Annotated in this window: 14 protein-coding genes and 1 riboswitch; of the genes, 9 read left to right on the forward strand and 5 right to left on the reverse strand. The window is 45.7% G+C overall.

Annotated elements, in window-relative coordinates; translation table 11 throughout:
* Positions 1-475 precede the first annotated feature (475 nt).
* Positions 476-655 (forward strand): hypothetical protein, encoded by a 180-nt coding sequence (locus OSC7112_RS35580; protein WP_041622487.1) that lies wholly within the window; start codon positions 476-478, stop codon positions 653-655.
* A 249-nt stretch (positions 656-904) separates the two neighbouring features.
* Here the strand turns inward: OSC7112_RS35580 and OSC7112_RS40935 are convergent, their stop codons facing one another.
* Positions 905-1,291, reverse strand: coding sequence for a hypothetical protein (locus tag OSC7112_RS40935; protein WP_223300813.1), 387 nt, complete (start codon positions 1,289-1,291; stop codon positions 905-907).
* The gene (locus tag OSC7112_RS40940) at positions 1,245-1,892 is read right to left on the reverse strand and encodes a hypothetical protein (protein WP_223300814.1); all 648 of its coding nucleotides are present in this window, start codon (positions 1,890-1,892) and stop codon (positions 1,245-1,247) included. The genes OSC7112_RS40935 and OSC7112_RS40940 overlap by 47 nt, the downstream gene beginning before the upstream one ends.
* A gap of 299 nt (positions 1,893-2,191) precedes the next feature.
* Between OSC7112_RS40940 and OSC7112_RS11645 the strand changes: the two genes are divergently transcribed.
* On the forward strand, positions 2,192-3,397 hold the full coding sequence (locus OSC7112_RS11645; protein WP_015176087.1) for an ISAzo13 family transposase: 1,206 nt from the start codon (positions 2,192-2,194) through the stop codon (positions 3,395-3,397).
* Between the two features lie 151 nt (positions 3,398-3,548).
* On the opposite strand, the gene psbA (OSC7112_RS11650) is transcribed toward OSC7112_RS11645, so the two are convergent.
* Positions 3,549-4,631: a photosystem II reaction center subunit D1 gene (gene psbA / locus OSC7112_RS11650; protein ID WP_015176089.1), complete on the reverse strand. Its 1,083-nt coding sequence runs from the start codon at positions 4,629-4,631 to the stop codon at positions 3,549-3,551.
* Positions 4,632-4,840: 209 nt separating this feature from the next.
* Positions 4,841-4,920, forward strand: a riboswitch (adenosylcobalamin-variant (AdoCbl-variant) riboswitch).
* A gap of 8 nt (positions 4,921-4,928) precedes the next feature.
* Here psbA (OSC7112_RS11650) and cobG point away from each other — a divergent pair.
* From cobG to psbA (OSC7112_RS11670), 4 genes are all read left to right on the forward strand, one after another.
* Positions 4,929-6,506: a precorrin-3B synthase gene (gene cobG / locus OSC7112_RS11655; RefSeq protein ID WP_015176090.1), complete on the forward strand. Its 1,578-nt coding sequence runs from the start codon at positions 4,929-4,931 to the stop codon at positions 6,504-6,506.
* 154 nt (positions 6,507-6,660) lie between these two features.
* Positions 6,661-7,290 (forward strand): precorrin-8X methylmutase, encoded by a 630-nt coding sequence (locus OSC7112_RS11660; protein WP_015176091.1) that lies wholly within the window; start codon positions 6,661-6,663, stop codon positions 7,288-7,290.
* The gene (locus tag OSC7112_RS11665) at positions 7,287-7,997 is read left to right on the forward strand and encodes a precorrin-2 C(20)-methyltransferase (protein WP_015176092.1); all 711 of its coding nucleotides are present in this window, start codon (positions 7,287-7,289) and stop codon (positions 7,995-7,997) included. Before OSC7112_RS11660 ends, OSC7112_RS11665 begins: the two co-directional genes overlap by 4 nt.
* Positions 7,998-8,225: 228 nt before the next feature.
* Complete coding sequence (gene psbA, locus OSC7112_RS11670) at positions 8,226-9,308, forward strand: photosystem II reaction center subunit D1 (RefSeq protein WP_015176089.1); 1,083 nt, start codon at positions 8,226-8,228, stop codon at positions 9,306-9,308.
* 451 nt (positions 9,309-9,759) lie between these two features.
* Here the strand turns inward: psbA (OSC7112_RS11670) and OSC7112_RS40945 are convergent, their stop codons facing one another.
* Positions 9,760-9,954 (reverse strand): hypothetical protein, encoded by a 195-nt coding sequence (locus OSC7112_RS40945; protein WP_223300815.1) that lies wholly within the window; start codon positions 9,952-9,954, stop codon positions 9,760-9,762.
* Positions 9,955-11,464: 1,510 nt separating this feature from the next.
* On the opposite strand from OSC7112_RS40945, the gene OSC7112_RS11680 reads away from it, so the two are divergent.
* Positions 11,465-11,761, forward strand: coding sequence for a Uma2 family endonuclease (locus tag OSC7112_RS11680; RefSeq protein WP_015176093.1), 297 nt, complete (start codon positions 11,465-11,467; stop codon positions 11,759-11,761).
* 27 nt (positions 11,762-11,788) lie between these two features.
* Here the strand turns inward: OSC7112_RS11680 and OSC7112_RS11685 are convergent, their stop codons facing one another.
* On the reverse strand, positions 11,789-14,770 hold the full coding sequence (locus tag OSC7112_RS11685; protein ID WP_015176094.1) for a cation-translocating P-type ATPase: 2,982 nt from the start codon (positions 14,768-14,770) through the stop codon (positions 11,789-11,791).
* Positions 14,771-15,654: 884 nt separating this feature from the next.
* Between OSC7112_RS11685 and ltrA the strand changes: the two genes are divergently transcribed.
* Together ltrA and OSC7112_RS11695 are read left to right on the forward strand one after the other, a co-directional pair.
* On the forward strand, positions 15,655-17,355 hold the full coding sequence (gene ltrA / locus OSC7112_RS11690) for a group II intron reverse transcriptase/maturase (RefSeq protein WP_015175181.1): 1,701 nt from the start codon (positions 15,655-15,657) through the stop codon (positions 17,353-17,355).
* 5 nt (positions 17,356-17,360) lie between these two features.
* On the forward strand, positions 17,361-18,479 hold the full coding sequence (locus tag OSC7112_RS11695; protein ID WP_015176096.1) for an RNA-guided endonuclease InsQ/TnpB family protein: 1,119 nt from the start codon (positions 17,361-17,363) through the stop codon (positions 18,477-18,479).
* Positions 18,480-18,573: the final 94 nt, after the last annotated feature.

Consider the following 18,573-nt stretch of genomic DNA (forward strand, 5'->3'; position numbering starts at 1 on the left):
GGTTTTTTACCCGGTCTGCGGGTTGTAACGAAATATTCGTAAAAAAAACCGGTTTCTGGGTTTCCAGGAGTCCAATAAATATGAATTTTATGAGGTTAAGGTTATGATTTTTATGAATTGACTTTGAGAGCTGCTTATTCAATAATGCTAATTATATGAATGATTTAACCGCAGAGAGCGCAGAGGGCGCTGAGTTCGAGAAGAAAAAGGCGATCGCTATATTTCACTTTCTAGTGAGAAAGAACTTTAGGAATGAGAATCAAATAACTTACAATGCGTGATGCTTCTTGTGAGATGGGCTCTTATAGCCCGTCCAGAAAGGGCGGACCCGACACCCCACAAACTTGTGTAAATTATTTAATTCGCGATCCTTAGCAACCCGTGATATTTTTGTGCAGCAATCTCAAACAATGGCACAAATCGCCCGTCAATTACCCGACGCTGTAAGGCAAAGTTTAACAGCAGAAGAACTAGCATGGCTGGATCAGGCAATTTTGTGGAATTAGAATCGTTTACGCCGCAGCGGTTGTTGCGGGTAGTGAATTATGGACTTGCTCAGAGTGGCAATCCGCAGACCAATGACGGCTTAATATTAGTGGATAATGCTGTCGGATATGGTGGTGGCTATGTGTTTGTCTCCGATAGTTTTAGTTAGGGCGTGTTTTCAAACAGGGTAAGCGCATCTAATTTGGTATCAAATGTAACAGACACTAAAAAGAGGGTGCAGTATTATAGCAGCCCGGTTTGTCCGAGAGATTCTATAATAACTCTCAAGCTCAGTAGAAAATCTGGGGGGGTGACAAAAAGGTCTACGAGATAGACTGTATAAGGGTTGCGGCCCGCATACCTTGTTGATAAAAGCGCCGTTTATTTGGAGTTAACTTGCGTTTACTGTTCAACCTCGTCAGAATATTGTCCCTTGATAATTAACCCACTTTTCTCCATCTAAACCAACACCAAATGTACTCCGTCTTCGATATCTTTTTTTAGGTTCTTTGCGACGAGATACATATTTTTGTACCTGCTTTTTCTTCAGTTCAGTGCCTTGAAATATTGCCCAAGTGTACGCAAGTGTCATGAGCAGAATCATGTTAATAAGTCGGTCTCCTTTTAAGCTAGTTCCTTCAAGATCGTAGCCGACTGTTTTACAGTCTCGGAACATTTCTTCAATACCCATCCGTTGCTTGTAAGCATCGATCGCTGCCTGTAATGAACCTAAATCTGTGAGAATAAACCACGCTTCATCAACCTTCCATGCCCCATAGTTTCTTTTCCACGCTACTTGCAACATCAAATCCAGTAGCCGGCTGAGTTTTCCTCACTCTTTTACCTTGAAAATATAAAGAGGTTCCCGGCACTATTCCTAATTCATCTAACCGCTGCCAAACTAAATGTTCTATTTCGATACAATGATTCCTCTTTATTCTTAAGCAAAAAGACACACCCTTTTCCTTCAGCCAGTTTCCTAAATCGACCGAACAAAATTCACGGTCTCCTAAAACGATGACTTTATATTCTGAAAACAGCGGTAAAACTTGCTGTAGATTTGTAGTTTGTGACTCGAAGTTGCTGCTGCCCAATTTCGGCAACAATGACCAGTACAATGGAATTGCTCTTCGCTCCCAGATTAAGCTAACCATGAACAGATTAATACAGCCCCATTGACTGCGATCGATTGATCTTGATAAGCGAGTACCAACACGGCAATAAGTGGTCAACCAATAAGTAATTAATGGGAACCAAATTAATTCGATTGTTAAGTGAGGTAAATCTAAAAATCTTTGTAATTTACGTCGCCGACTTTCGGCTGTAATTAGACAGGGAAATACTCGGGAGAGCCGCTCTAATCTCACTTGTTTTTCTGATTGCATCAAGGATAGCAAAATTGTCATCACCAAAAACTGAGATGGCGTCAGGTGTTTTTGTCTAGGAGTCTGGTAGAATCTTGGTATCATTATTTTTTTGGATAGGCAAGCGTGTAACAACTCTGCTGCCTATCTTTTTTTACCACAAGTTGGCTCAATCCTTACTAAGGAATGAAAATTTAATAACATCAGCGATGTATAATAAATAAATGAGTGAATATGAATAGGTTTATATTTCGGTAGAGATGTCAAATATTATACCTACTTGGTTCTTCTTATGTCGCCCAATATTTTTTGATTTCAATCATTTCTTACTAACTTAATTTATGTGTTACTCAGACGAAATTACTGATTTAATGCGAAAACATTATCAGTCTTTATCTGAAAAAGACCAAAGAAAATATGCAGCGATAGAAGCTGTCAAACAGGGTCGTGGTGGAATTATTTACATAGCCCGAGTTTTGGGAGTAAATAGGAATACAATAGCCAAGGGAATTAAGGAGTTAAAAAGTGAATCAGACACTACTTGTAATCAACAGAGAATTCGTCGACGTGGAGGAGGAAGAAAAACTAGGGAGTCTGAGATACCTGATTTAAATGAGCGTTTTTTAGAAGTCTTAAAAAACCACACAGCCGGAGATCCAATGTCGGAAAAAATTAAATGGACAAATCTTACCCAGCAACAAATAGTTGAAGGTCTGAAGGCTCAGGAAATAATAGTCAGTACAACAGTTGTTCAAAAACTGTTAAAAAAACATGGATATGTGAAACGCCAAGCTCAAAAAAAACAAACAACCGGAGTAACCAAGAATCGTAATGAACAATTTGAAAATCTTGCCAGAATTACCGCCGAGTATGAGTTGCAGGGAAATCCGATTGTTAGTATGGACACGAAAAAGAAGGAATTTATTGGAAATCTATATCGAGCAGGAAGTCTATATACTACGGAAGCTATTACGACATTTGACCATGATTTTTGGAGTTTGGCTGAAGGAAAAGTAGTACCTCATGGAATTTACGATCTGCAACATAACCGAGGATATTTAAACCTGGGAATCAGTAAAGACACGAGTGAATTTGCTTGTGAATCGATTAAATTATGGTGGGTTAATTACGGAAAATTTATCTACCCTCAAGCCGATTCAATTTTGATAAAATGCGATGGCGGTGGCAGTAATAATTCCAATCATCATATCTTTAAATCGGATTTACAAAAATTAGTTGATGAGCTAGGAATAGAAATTAGAATCGCACACTATCCCCCCTATACATCGAAGTATAATCCGATTGAACATCGCTTGTTTCCTCACGTAACCCGAGCCTGTCAAGGAGTAATTTTTACCAGTCTGGAGTTAGTGAAAAAACTCATGGCAAAAACTCATACTAAAACCGGGCTTTCTGTGGTAGTAAATGTAATCGATAAAATTTATGAAACTGGTCGAAAAGTAGCTAAGGGATTTAAAGAAACCATGAAAATTATTTTTGATGAATATCTACCCAAATGGAATTATCGTGCAGTTCCGACTATTTAGGAGACGCTAAAGTTATTAAATTTTCATTCCTAACTATGGGTTTGGGGCGGGTCGTCACCCCAGATGATAAACAACTGCAAAACCTTTTTCCCCAAACAAAAAGCGCCCCTATTTCTAGGAGCGCTTTTTGTGATTAATCAAAAGCTAAAACTTAGCCGTTGATAGAAGGAGCAACCAAAGCTACAGGAGTGGTTTGTGCAGCAGCCAAGTCGAGAGGGAAGTTGTGAGCGTTGCGCTCGTGCATTACTTCCATACCCAAGTTAGCGCGGTTGATGACATCAGCCCAAGTATTGATGACGCGACCTTGAGAGTCGATAATCGATTGGTTGAAGTTGAAACCGTTCAAGTTGAACGCCATCGTGGAGATACCCAAAGCGGTAAACCAGATGCCGACTACTGGCCATGCACCTAACAAGAAGTGCAAGGAACGGCTGTTGTTGAAGGAAGCGTATTGGAAAATCAAACGACCGAAGTAGCCGTGGGCTGCGACGATGTTGTAGGTTTCTTCTTCTTGACCGAATTTGTAACCGTAGTTTTGCGATTCGGTTTCGGTTGTTTCGCGAACCAAGCTAGAGGTAACTAAAGAACCGTGCATGGCGGAGAACAAGCTACCACCGAAGACACCGGCAACTCCCAACATGTGGAAGGGGTGCATCAGGATGTTGTGCTCGGCTTGGAACACGATCATGAAGTTGAATGTGCCGGAGATTCCCAAGGGCATACCGTCAGAGAAGGAGCCTTGTCCGATCGGGTAGATCAAGAATACTGCGGTGGCTGCTGCTACTGGTGCAGAGTAAGCTACGCAGATCCAAGGGCGCATTCCCAAGCGGTAGGACAGTTCCCATTCGCGACCCATGTAGCAAAATACACCGATCAGGAAGTGGAAGATTACCAATTGGTAAGGGCCGCCGTTGTACAGCCACTCATCGAGGGAAGCTGCTTCCCAGATGGGGTAGAAGTGCAAGCCGATGGCGTTGGATGAGGGGACAACTGCACCTGTGATGATGTTGTTGCCGTACATTAAGGAACCTGCTACTGGTTCGCGGATGCCGTCGATGTCCACTGGTGGGGCAGCGATGAAGGCGATGACGTAGCAGATGGTGGCGCTGAGCAGGGTGGGAATCATCAAGACTCCGAACCAACCTACATAAATGCGGTTGTCGGTTGATGTTACCCACTCACAAAAGCGTTCCCAGACGTTGGCGCTAGAGCGCTGCTGTAAGGTCGTTGTCATGGTTTTATGATTGCGTATGAATTTGTCAATGTTCGGATGATGTTTATATTATTACGCCTATCGTTAAGGTTTGTAAAGGGGTGTGGCGACAGTTAAACTGATGAGTGTGATTAGGAAAGCTGATGTAAGGAGAGAGAGGGGGCGATCGCCAGGGGTTTTGTTAAGAAAGTTGAGGGTTTTGCTTTCTGTGGGTCAGCTCGTGATAATTTTCTAAAACCTGAAAGCGGGAAAGTCCGGTGCAATTCCGGCGCTGTGCCGCAACTGTAAAAGTCAGAATGCCGATTTCGGGGGCGCTTTGTGGGCGTTTACTTTTGGATTCCCTGCGTAGCACGGGGAGGAGATTATTTGTTAGCATTGACTGATTTGCCGACTTGTCCGGGTTTATTTTACGGTTCCCAAGCCCGAGACGGAGTTTTATCGAGAATGCGGATTCCGGGGGGAATTTTAAACGCGCAGCAGTGTTGGACGATCGCCGATTTGGCCGATCGATACAGTACCGGTTGTTTGCAAGTAACGAATCGGGCGAATTTGCAAATCCGAGACTTGAATTCGCCAGTTTCTGATGAAGTTTGGCAAGATTTGCTGGAATTGGGATTGGCATCTCGCCGCGTTGAAGTTGACCCGATTCGCAATATTATGGCAAGCCCGACAGCAGGGATCGATCGCCAGCAGTTACTCGATACTCGCCCGCTAGTGAAAGCTTGGGATGATTACCTGCAAACGCATCCCGAATTGTCGGAACTTTCGCCTAAGTTCAGTATTGGCTTCGACGGCGGGGAAGCGGTTTCGATCCGCGATTTACGCAACGATATTTTATTAGCTGCTGAAGCGCTTTCAACCCAATCAGAAATCATTTTTAGGCTGCATTTAAACGGCGACACACGAATTTTGATCCAAGAATCGCAATGTATTTCAGTATTAGCCGCCCTCGCTAGCGCCTATCTTGAATACACTAAAAATCGACCGCGAATTGATGGCAAAAAACCGCGCTTGCGTCACCTCTTGGCAGATTGGGGTGTTGAAAGTTATCTAGAACGGGTACAGCAGCATTTACCATTTTTATTGCAATTCACATCTTGCACCTTTCCCAAAAACAGGCAAGATGCCTGTGAAGCGAAGAGTGAATTTCCGTGTGGGGTGGGCATCTTGCCCGCCCGTTCGTTCGACTCATCTGCAAGGGCGATCGAACAATCCCGACATCTCGGCATTTACCCTCAGCAACAGTCCGGTTTCTCTTACATGGGAATTGCACTCCCCCTAGGTAAGCTAGAATCAAAACAACTGCGGAATTTGGCAAATTTAGCCCAAAATCTAGCCAGCGGTACCCTGAGACTTACGCCGTGGCAAAATCTGTTGATTTCTGATATCCCCAACTCCCAGCTTTTTGAGGTAAAAAAGCAAGTCGCCGATTTGGGATTGCACTCGTCGGCGACTCGTCTAGATTCGTGCTTGGTGGCTTGTGCCGGCAGCAGCGGCTGTGCGTCGGCGGCGACAGATACTCAAAGTCACGCCCTAGCAATGGTGAGGGATTTAGCGCAAAAATTGACGATCGACCTGCCGATTAACATTCATTTCAGCGGTTGCCAAAAGTCCTGCGCCCAGCATCGGCCAATTGATATCACCCTGGTGGGAATTCAGATAGAGCGAGGATACGAGACGATCGAAGGTTACGACATTTATGCGGGTAGAAAAGATTTGCCCTTCGGACGACCAATTTTTCAGGCGGTGAGTGCGGTCGAGATGCCCGGTGCGATCGAGCGAATGTTGCAGGTATATCAGCGGTTTAGAGAGCCTTGGGAGTCATTTGGTGAGTTTGTCGATCGGCAGGCGATCGACCAATTGCAGGAGTTGTCGATCGCCGAAAATCGGAATTGAAAGTGAAAAAATATCCCATAAAAACTGACAATTTTTAATTATTTCTCTTTCTATCTCTCTTGATGTTTCTTCCTTCGCTTCCTTTGCATCTTCGCGGTTGATTCAAAAAATCTCTTTCACAAATCAAACAAAATTCCCATAGCAGTTTTAAACAATGATTGACTACATTCGAGACGGAACAGAAATCTACACCAAATCCTTTGCCACAATTCGAGCCGAAGCAGATTTGTCAAGCTTGCCGCCCGATTTAGAATCGGTAGCCGTGCGACTAATTCACAGTTGCGGCATGACCGATATTGTTACAGATTTAGCAGCTTCCCCCGGTGCAGCTACCTGCGGACGCCAAGCCCTCTCCGCAGGCGCGCCGATTCTGTGCGATGCCCGGATGGTGGCCGAAGGCATCACTCGCAAACGCCTTCCCGCTGACAATCCGGTGATTTGCACCCTCTGGCATTCCGAAATCCCGGAGTTGGCGCGGCAAATGGGAAATACTCGATCGGCAGCGGCGCTTGATTTATGGCTGGACAACTTGCAGGGTGCGGTTGTGGCAATTGGCAATGCCCCGACTGCTTTGTTCCGACTGCTGGAAATGCTGGATGCCGGAGCACCCAAACCGGCTTTAATTCTGGGTTTCCCGGTAGGATTTGTCGGGGCCGCCGAATCCAAAGCCGAACTGGCCGCCAACAGTAGGGGAGTGCCATTTATTACGTTGCACGGGCGGCGCGGTGGCAGTGCAATGGCAACGGCGGCCGTGAATGCGTTAGCGAAAAAGGATGAATTATGACTAAGGCTACTGGTAAATTGTACGGTTTGGGTATTGGTCCTGGCGATCCTGAGTTGATTACTTTGAAAGCTTATCGGATTTTGCAATCGGTGCCGGTGATTGCCTATCCGGCGATGGAAAATGGTAAGGTGCTGGCGCGGGCGATCGTCGCAGATTATCTGCGCCCGGAGCAAATTGAGATTCCGATGCCGCTGCCTTTTAGTCCGACGCGATCGTCTCAACCTTATTACGATCTTGCTGCCGAGAAAATTGCCGCACATCTAAGCGAGGGAAAGGATGTGGCGGTGCTATGTGAGGGCGAACCTTTTCTCTACGGCTCGTTTATGTATCTATTCAACCGTTTGTCGGCGAGATTTACCACTGAAGTTGTGCCGGGAATTTCTTCCACAATGGCGAGTGCGGCTGCGTTGGGAGTGCCGCTGACTTATCGTAACGATGTGTTAAGTATTATGCCTGCGACGCTGGATGCTGAGGTTTTGCGCGATCGACTGGCGGTTGTTGATGCTGCCGTGATTATTAAGCTGGGCCGGCATTTTGCGAAAGTCCGGGACGTACTGATTGAGTTGGGACAATTCGAGCGAGCACTGTATATAGAACGCGCAACTATGCCGAATCAGCGAATTCGGGCGATCGCAGATGTCGATCCCGCTGAAGTTCCCTATTGGGCTCTGATTGTGATCCCCAGCCAGCAAAAGTCTGTATCTTAATATTTCCCTGCCTGAAGGCGACGTGCTTCCAGGCTTTCCCTACTTTTTTGTGCATTCTTGCCCATTTATCCAGCTTTATTCATATTGATAACTTAACTTTATACCTTCTATCAGTTAATCTGTTGTTAAAATACTTTACAAACCTTAGAATATGCTTTATGTTTATTTACATGGCGGAACACAAAGCCGTCACGAACATTGAAAACCAAATAAAGCAATCATAAACAAATGACAACGACCTTACAGCAGCGCTCTAGCGCCAACGTCTGGGAACGCTTTTGTGAGTGGGTAACATCAACCGACAACCGCATTTATGTAGGTTGGTTCGGAGTCTTGATGATTCCCACCCTGCTCAGCGCCACCATCTGCTACGTCATCGCCTTCATCGCTGCCCCACCAGTGGACATCGACGGCATCCGCGAACCAGTAGCAGGTTCCTTAATGTACGGCAACAACATCATCACAGGTGCAGTTGTCCCCTCATCCAACGCCATCGGCTTGCACTTCTACCCCATCTGGGAAGCAGCTTCCCTCGATGAGTGGCTGTACAACGGCGGCCCTTACCAATTGGTAATCTTCCACTTCCTGATCGGTGTATTTTGCTACATGGGTCGCGAATGGGAACTGTCCTACCGCTTGGGAATGCGCCCTTGGATCTGCGTAGCTTACTCTGCACCAGTAGCAGCAGCAACCGCAGTATTCTTGATCTACCCGATCGGACAAGGCTCCTTCTCTGACGGTATGCCCTTGGGTATCTCCGGTACATTCAACTTCATGATCGTGTTCCAAGCCGAGCACAACATCCTGATGCACCCCTTCCACATGTTGGGAGTTGCCGGTGTCTTCGGTGGTAGCTTGTTCTCCGCCATGCACGGTTCTTTAGTTACCTCTAGCTTGGTTCGCGAAACAACCGAAACCGAATCGCAAAACTACGGTTACAAATTCGGTCAAGAAGAAGAAACCTACAACATCGTCGCAGCCCACGGCTACTTCGGTCGTTTGATTTTCCAATACGCTTCCTTCAACAACAGCCGTTCCTTGCACTTCTTGTTAGGTGCATGGCCAGTAGTCGGCATCTGGTTTACCGCTTTGGGTATCTCCACGATGGCGTTCAACTTGAACGGTTTCAACTTCAACCAATCGATTATCGACTCTCAAGGTCGCGTCATCAATACTTGGGCTGATGTCATCAACCGCGCTAACTTGGGTATGGAAGTAATGCACGAGCGCAACGCTCACAACTTCCCTCTCGACTTGGCTGCTGCACAAACCACTCCTGTAGCTTTGGTTGCTCCTTCTATCAACGGCTAAGTTTTAGCTTTTGATTAATCACAAAAAGCGCTCCTAGAAATAGGGGCGCTTTTTGTTTGGGGAAAAAGGTTTTATACGGAACTTACCCCCTGCGGGGGGAGTTCCGAGGGCTGTATTCTTTTACCCATCTCGGTTGACGGGGTGACAACCCCGTCAAAACATTGATAAAATAAAGGACATAGCCCTTAGACCCCTCTGAAAAAACGGTAGTTTATTGCGCCTAATTCTCATTAATTCAGTAATAATATCTTGACAAAATTCCATGCCAATTACCCAAGATTGACCGTACAATCCTATCCAAAAACTACTATGACGACGTATCGAGCGCCCGCACTCAGTTACCCTACCTACATATTTTTGCACGCCCATTGTCTTGATTTTTTGACCTTGTATTATCGCACAACTGTAGGCGATCGCTATCAATAATATTAAACTGCTTAATCGTTGGTTATTAGCGTGACTTCTCTCGCGCATTATAACCACCAGTCTTACAATCTTTAAACATCGCTTCAATCCCACTGCGACATTTGAAAGTATCGATAGATTGTTTTAAACTGCCGACATTAGTCAAAAGATACCAACCTTCATCAAGAAAGTTTTCCTCGATATTTTCGTCGCCAATAACCAGCGATATCAAAATTCCCAAAACCTTTTTGTTTTGTAAATTTGGTCTCGGCTAAATAAAAGCTGGTTCCCGGCACTAAACCCATGTCAGATCAGCGAATGTACTCAGAGTTCTCCTCTTAGATATAGCGCCCTTGTTTGACTCTAAAAATAAACTTTACTTGTCTCTCACAGAGCCACGATGCGAGCTTGACACTACCAAATTCCCGCTCGCCTAACACAATCACTTCATAATCTGATAGCAACTCTAACACAGGAGTGAGTAGAGATTTTTGTTCGTCAATATTACTACATCCTCTTCTGTTTAGCAATCGCCAGTATAAGGGGATACTTCGTTTTTCCCAAATTAGGCTGACCATAAATACATTATGCGCTCGCCACTGCGTTCTATCGATCGCAAGTTTCAAAGGTTTAGATTTGTTAAATTTAGCTTGTTAAATTTCTTTAATAAGTGGAAACCAGAGGCTTTCTATGTTCAGGGAGTCTAATTTCAAAAATCTTTGTAGGCTACGCCTCCGACTCTCAAATTGAATCGGATAAGGCCAGAAAGAAGCCAATAATTCAATACTAACTTGTTTATGGCTCTGCAACAGATATACCAGAGCTTTGAGCGTATGGTACTCTGTCGGTTTGAGTTGTTTTTCTTTCTGGGTTTTGGTAAAATTGAGGAAACATAATTATGTAGATTGGGACACTTAAACAACGGAGACCCCATCTTTTTTTAGCTCAAGTTTGCCAAATCCGCCACCGGTGGGGCTTTTGACGGGGTTGTCACCCCGTCAGACCTCCGATATTAGTTTTGGCAACAGGTCTAAAAGCTGAATCTAAAAAACTTAATATTTATTGATTAATCGGGAGTTAATCTGGCGATGGTTAGGTTATATGCCAGGTCATTAAAGGGCTCAAAAAATCGGGATATAAACGGAATAGACGTGGAAAAAAAGTCTCGACATTGGAGCAAAACCTCTTAAATAAATGCTAATATTTGTTAATTTATTAGGTACAATATATAGAATTATATTCGATTTTTTATCATCAGGAAGCTCGTTTCAAAAATATGGAAGTATGCTTATTTATTGAGGAAAAACTGTACTATTTATCAAGGTAAAAAATAGAAAAAGCTATTACAATGCGGTAAAAAATCAATATTTATGCTCCACTATTCTCCAGATTGTTCTCCGATTGCAAATGTATGGTCAAAGGTTAAAGGTATTCCCCGTTCTCAGGGTGGGAGAACATATAAAGCATTAGAAAAAGTGATAGCAAGCGCATTTAAACAAATTGACGAGCAAGACCTCTGGAATTGGTTTACCCACTGCTGTTATTGTACCTCATCTATGTGAGAAAGGCTATAACAGAATCTTACCTGTCATCAAACGGCTTGAACCACAATGGATAACTTGTTAACTCGTATTACCCAAACACGCGGTCGGTGCGATCGAGATTTTTGAGGAGACGCGAACTGTTAATGCAGTAATCATAAGAGCTATGGACTACAGTCCAAGATTAGAAAGCCACAAAAAAACCTCGCCATGAGCGTAATTGCAGCTAAATGGACGATCGCCCAAAACCACCAAATGATATCTGCGGGTATCTGGGAAAATCGGCGCGTAAAATCACTAAAAAATGTAGAGACGAAAACCAAAATCTACGCTGGAGTCGGCATCCCCGAATACTGGGTAGTTAACCTCAACAAGAGACAGCTTATCGTATTTCGAGACCCTCAAGACGGGGATTACGCCTCTAAATTCACGCTAACAGGCGGAACAGCTAACCCGATCGCATTTCCAGATGTATCTGTATCCGTAAATGCGATCGTCAGCAATTAGGAGTAGCAAGTGGTCACAAAATTCAACCTAATTACCTTTCTGGCTCTGCTTCGGAATCAATTTCCCAGGAAACACGACTTTTCGTAGTTCTTCTGCTCCTAAAATGATGGGCGGACACACCAGCAATAGCAGCCATTGCCAGGGTGTTAAAGGTGCTGTCGCAAAGATGCTGCTTAAAGATCCGTTATTGATAATTAGCAGCACTAAGATCCATTCAATGGCAATTCCGAGCCAGATTTGTGGATTAGAAAAAAAGCCAAGACGAAAGATTGATGTGTGTTCCGATCGGCAAGCAAAGACATTGCCATCCTGACAGGCAACAATGGTTGCTAGAGTCATAGTGGTGGCTTGAGCGTAAATGGCGATCGCGGCAGCGTTGGCTGAGTGAGCCAGAATGCTTGGCGTTACAGTTTGCAATTCCCTCAAGCCGTACCCGTAACTCCACCACACCAGAAAGAATGCTGACATTCCTAAACCGGCTTCGAGCACTCCCAAGAAACAATAGGCGCGCAACAGCAGGGATCGATCGAGAAGCGGTTGCGATTTTTTCCGGGGAGGCTGCTGCATGGTTCCGGCTTCTGCCCGTTCTGCGCCCAATGCCAATGCAGGCACTATATCAGTTCCTAAATCAATGGCAAGAATCTGCATGATCACCAGTGCAGGCGGAATCTTCAACGCCACCATGACCAAGAAAGGCACTAACTCCGCGACGTTGGATGCCAGGATGTAGGTCATAAATTTGCGGATGTTTTGATGCACGGCTCGCCCCTCCTCAACCGCGACGACGATCGTCGCAAAGTTGTCATCGGTGAGGACAATATCGGCGGCTTCTCGTGCCACATCGGTGCCATTCATCCCCATCGCGATGCCAATATGGGCAGCCCTTAATGCTGGTGCATCATTGACTCCATCCCCCGTCACCGCAACTACTTCCCCGATCGTTTTATAGGCTTCCACCAGTCGCAGCTTGTGCTCGGGAGACATCCGAGCAAACACTAGCCCCGATCGATATTTCAGAATTTGTTGCAATTGAGCATCCGACAGATGCCCCATACCTTCACCCGTTACCACCCGTACAGAATCGGTCACTAATCCAATTTTGCGGGCGATCGCCTCAGCAGTCAGTCCATAGTCACCCGTCACCATCGTCACCTTAATTCCTGCCTGATGGCACTGAGCAAGAGCGTCTGTGACCTCTGGACGGGGCGGGTCAAACATCGCCACCAGACCAATAAAAATCAAGTTTTGCTCCAAGTCTTGCGATCGCAAATCCAACATTTCACTCCCCCCACGGCGAGCCGCCACCCCCAAAACCCGAAAGCCCTGCTGGGCTAACTCATCGTTGGCCGCCACTATTTCATGCGAGTCGGATTGAGTGAGTTCTGAGAGAGTTCCATTCCGCAAGATAGATGTGCAGTGTCGCAACACTTCCAGCGGTGCCCCCTTGGTAAAAGCCAGGTTCGGCAAATCGCTGTTCCATAGCGCGGACGATCGCCAGTCCAACACCACCGTCATCATCCGGCGACGAGAATCAAAAGGCACCTCCCGCAAGCGGGGAAGCTGTTTTTGCAAAGTTTCCAGATTCAATCCTGCTTTGGCAGCAGCCACCAGCAGAGCCGCTTCCGTTGGATCGCCAATTTCTTGCCAACGGCTAGGCGCTGTAAGGTGAATCAGCCGTGCATTCGAGCAAAGTGCCGCCCCCGCAAGCAACAAATTGACTTTCCAGGATGCTGCAAAATTCGCGGGAATGTGAACCTCACCAGCCGCAGGATCGTATCCAGCGCCCGTCACTTCAATCAGAGTCGGCGTCATCGATGGATGGGATTTCTGCTTGCCGTTCAGAGGTGGTGAGACGGCCGACTCTTGGCTGGCAGGATTTAGGCTGTTCTCTGAAGGTTGCCAGGGAAGCCAGAGATAATGCACCGTCATTTCGTTTTTAGTCAACGTTCCGGTTTTGTCGGTGCAGATCACCGTTGTAGCGCTCAGGGTTTCCACAGCCGAAAGACGGCGCACCAAAGCATTACGGCGCACCATTCGCCGCACCCCGATCGCCAATGACAAAGTAACCGTCGGCAGTAAGCCCTCTGGCACCAGCGCCACAATGATCCCGATCGCAAAAATAAAGCTCTCTTTGAGCTCCATCCCCACCAGCAGGTATGTCAGCAGAAATACCAGAACTCCCATACCGAGGGCGATCGCAGTGATGATCCGCACAATATCAGCAACCTGCACTTCCAACGTGCTGGGTTCCCGTTTCACAACGGCGGTGAGATGGGCTACGTGACCAAACTCGGTTTGTGCTCCCGTGGCATACACCACAGCCACGCCCCTTCCTGACGAAACTGTCGAGCCTGCGAGCACCAAATTTGGGATTTCCGCCAGATTGACCTTTTCTTGCAAGGGATGTTCGCCCGCTGGTATCGTTTTACCAGCCCGGATGGATGCAGCTTCGCGCACCCGCACCGGATGAGCGTTTCGGGCAACAGGAAGCGATTCGCCAGTCATTACAGAAATATCCAAATACAGGCTTTCGGCAGAAACTAACCGAGCATCCGCAGAGATGCGATCGCCCTCTTCCAATTGCATCACATCTCCACGCACCAGTTCCCGTGCCGGAATCTGCTTTAGTTCCCCATTCCGATACACTTTCACCTGCATCGGCAACACGTTCTTTAAAGCCGCTAAGGCTTGCTCTGCTTGAAACTCTTGCCAAAAACTGAATACAGCATTAATCCCGATCACCGCCCAGATTGCCCAACCTAATTGAGGGGTTCCCGAAATGAATGCCAAAATCCCTGCCACCCACAGCAGCAGGGCCATAAAGTGCCTTAACTGATCGGTAAATCTCAGCCACAGAGGTCGATGAGCCGGTTCTGGCAACTCATTCGTACCAAATTTTACGAGTCGATCGAAAGCTTCGTCATCAGACAACCCGTTCTCGCTGATTTCAAAGGATTGATATACATCTTCAGGCGATAGGGTCCAAATTGGTTGATGCGGTACTGCCATACATCCCCACCCTAGAAATAGTTACTGAAGTCAGTCTTGGCATATTTTTAGAAGTATTTGTGTAAACTTAATTTTTCTTACCAAGAAATTGGGTCTAAAGCCCCGTCCTTACAGGACGGCTTTAATCAAACTGTGAAGATTCGTTAAAGATACAAGCTGGCAAATAAAAGTTTATGTAAAAGTGGTAAACTATTGCAATGATAGTATTAGAGTTTAAATTGAAGGGCAAAGCAGAGCAATATCGAATCATTGACGACATGATTCGGACGGCTCAATTTGTGCGAGTGCGACGTGAAAGTCGTGTGTAGGTGCATCAGCACTAAAGACTGAGGAGCCGTCTCCTCTATGGGACTCCTTCCCCATATTCCCATGTAAAAGGGTCAAGTACCCCGCCTACCGAGATAGTAAGTAATGAAACTAAGGGAATGCAAGGCACAAAAGCTGGAATACGGACAGCTCGTTTGATATATCCGGCAAGGGAAAGGGAGGTAAGGGTTAACGAAAGTGAATCATCGTAAGCTCCGTGAAATGACAATGGCGAAATGAGCTGATACGCCATGCCAAAAGGCAAGCAGGTAAGTCGTTGAAGTTCGGACATCAACGATGAAGGAGTAAAACCCCTGTCGGAGTATAGATGGAACCCGAACCTCTCGCAGGTCACATACACGAAACACGGTAAACCCCACTAGCTCTTGGGTAAGGTCGAAAGCCCAAGTAGGTCAACCGTAAGGAAGACGGAACTGCCGAGGGGGTAAAGGATGCCAGAAAAAGCGAAAGCCAAGGGTAACGCCCTGGATAGGGGTTCAAAATTTGCCTCTCACCAAAAGGTGGCAGACTTCTGGTAGGTCTTCAGCGATAAATCAAAGTAAAGGAATTGAACCGACGTGAAAGATAGGGTCAGTAATGACATCGGAACGAAGGAACCGTTGAGAACATGGGAATCCATCAACTGGAAACTTGTGAATAGACGGATTAAAAACCTGAGACGGAGAATTTATCGAGCAACCCAGAACGGACAGTGGAATAAGGTTCGCAGCCTTATGAAACTGATGATATGTAGCTACTCCAACCTACTACTGTCAGTGCGGAGAGTAACTCAAGAAAACGAGGGGAAAAAGACGGCTGGCATAGACGGTCAGACGGCAACCACCCCCTCCGAAAGAGTAAAACTCGTCAAAGAAATGAAGGATTACACCCTGTGGAAAGCTCAACCCGCTAGAAGGGTATATATTCCAAAAGCCAATGGAAAACAAAGACCATTAGGGATTCCAACAGTTAAAAACCGTATAGCACAAGCAGTAATCAAGAATGCACTGGAACCTAGTTGGGAAGCCCGAATGGAGGGTAGCAGCTACGGTTTCAGACCAGGTAGAAGCTGTCATGATGCCATAGAACACTCTTGGATTCGCCTTAATAAACAAGGGAATGACAGGTGGGTATTAGACGCAGATATCAAAGGCGCATTCGACAACATCAGCCACAACTTCATACTCAAAACTATTGGAGAAATACCAGGCAGAGAGTTAATTAAACAGTGGCTGAAAGCAGGTTATGTAGAATCTGAGATATTCCACGAAACGAAAAGCGGAACACCACAAGGGGGGATAATCTCACCCCTTTTAGCTAATATAGCGCTGGACGGAATAGAACAATTCCTAAGTCAATTTAAGAAAAGGCAAGGGAAGAACAAGTCTCCTAGAGCGCCTAAATATGGATTTGTCAGATACGCTGACGACTTCATTATCACCGCCGAAACAAAAGAGGATATTGAGGAAATAATTCCCTCGGTAAAGGAACTCCTCAAGACAAGAGGACTGGAATTAAATGAGGACAAAACCAATATTGTTCATATAGAACAAGGATTCAACTTTCTGGGATTTAATGTCCGACACTTCCAGGAAAGCTGTCTAGTAAAACCTCAAAAGGAAAAAGTCAAACTATTCCTTAGAGAAATTCGGGAATGGCTAAAAACCAATAAACACGCCAGCCCGGAAGCAGTTATCCAATACCTAAACCCCCGAATCAGGGGGTGGGGAAACTACTATAAGCACGGGGTAAGTAGCGAAGTGTTCAGCTATGTTGACCACCAAATTTTTCAGGCAATCTGGAAATGGTCACTAAGCAGACATCCAAACAAGGGGAAGAAGTGGGTGGCAGGAAAGTATTTCATCACTGTCAATGGCAGGAAATGGAACTTTCATGCAGCAGTTGAAGACAGAAATGGGAGGAAGAAAAACCTAATCCTAACGAAACTCGGAGACTTACCAATAACCCGCCACGTCAAAATCAAAGGAACGGCGTCCCCTGATGACCCCAACCTTACCGAATACTGGGAAAAACGTAGAACTAACTACGGAAAAACATATTTTGCCAAAGGTTCAAAGCTATTCAATGTAGCCCAGAGCCAAAGCTGGAGATGCCCCGTATGCGGTGAACACCTGTTCAATGGAGAAAAGCTACACACCCACCACAAAATGCAAGTGAAAGATGGGGGAACTAATAGGGAAAACAACCTAGTCCACCTACACCTCACCTGCCACAAGCACGTACATACGGGTAAAAGTTCTGAGGTTCTGGAGGCTTGAGCCGTATGATGCGAAAGTGTCAAGTACGGTTCTTAGGGGGGAGAGATGCGGCGACGTATGCTCTCCTACCCGACAACAAAACTCTTAGACATTGGATAGACAATCAAGGAATTAAACTCGTAGACCTATACAAACAATGCGCCATCATGGCGAAAGAGTTTGAATGGGCTCTTAAGCTTAATTCTATGGCACGTCAGGCTTCCGCCGAACGTGCCATTTTTGCTATTCAGCGTTTCTTTGCTAATTGCCAAGCAAAAATACCAGGTAAAAAGGGCTATCAGCAATTTAAAAGACATACCCGTTCTGTTGAATACAAAACTTCAGGATGGGCGCTTTCTCCCGACAAAAGATGTCTAACATTCAAGGACGGCTTTGCTGCCGGGAAATTTAAGTTGATCGGCAGTCGGGATTTGCACTTTTATGCACCCGACGAGATTAAGCGAATTAGAGTTGTGCGCCGTGCCGACGGATACTACGCACAAATTTGCATCAATGCAGAGCGAAAAGAGGAATTTATTTCGACCGGTAAAGCTATTGGAATAGACGTAGGGCTGAACCATTTTTATACCGATAGCGATGGCGAAACGGTCGCCAATCCTCGCTATCTCCGAAAAAGTGAAAAAGCTTTGAAGAGATTGCAAAAGCGAGTTTCTCAAAAAAAGAAAGGTTCTAAGAACCGAAAAAAAGCAATTAACAAGTTAGGAAGAAAGCACCTAAAAGTCAGCAGGCAGCGTAAAGACTTCGCCGTAAAAACGGCGCTGTGCGCGGTAAAATCTAACGATTTTGTAGCCTACGAAGACCTTCAGGTGCGGAATATGGTGAAAAACCACAACCTTGCTAAATCAATTAGCGATGCAGCTTGGTCGCAATTTGCTCAGTGGTTGGAGTATTTTGGGAAAGTGTACGGCAAAACAATAAGTGCTGTTCCACCTCAATACACTTCGCAAGAGTGTTCAAGTTGTGGCAATTTAGTAAAAAAAACCCTGTCAACTCGAACTCACATTTGTAGTTGCGGTACGATACTGGATCGCGACCACAACGCTGGAAAAAACATTTTGACGAAAGGGTTGAAGCAGGCAGGTGTCAACTTAAATACGGTGGGGCACACCGAAATTAACGCTTAAGGACAGACCGATCTCTACTTTTTGATGGCAGCATCAACGAGCAAATCGACTGGTCGATCTAAGAATCCTCGCGCCTTCAGGCGCCCGGAGTGTC

The sequence above is a fragment of the Oscillatoria nigro-viridis PCC 7112 genome, assembly GCF_000317475.1.
Lineage (GTDB): Bacteria > Cyanobacteriota > Cyanobacteriia > Cyanobacteriales > Microcoleaceae > Microcoleus > Microcoleus nigroviridis.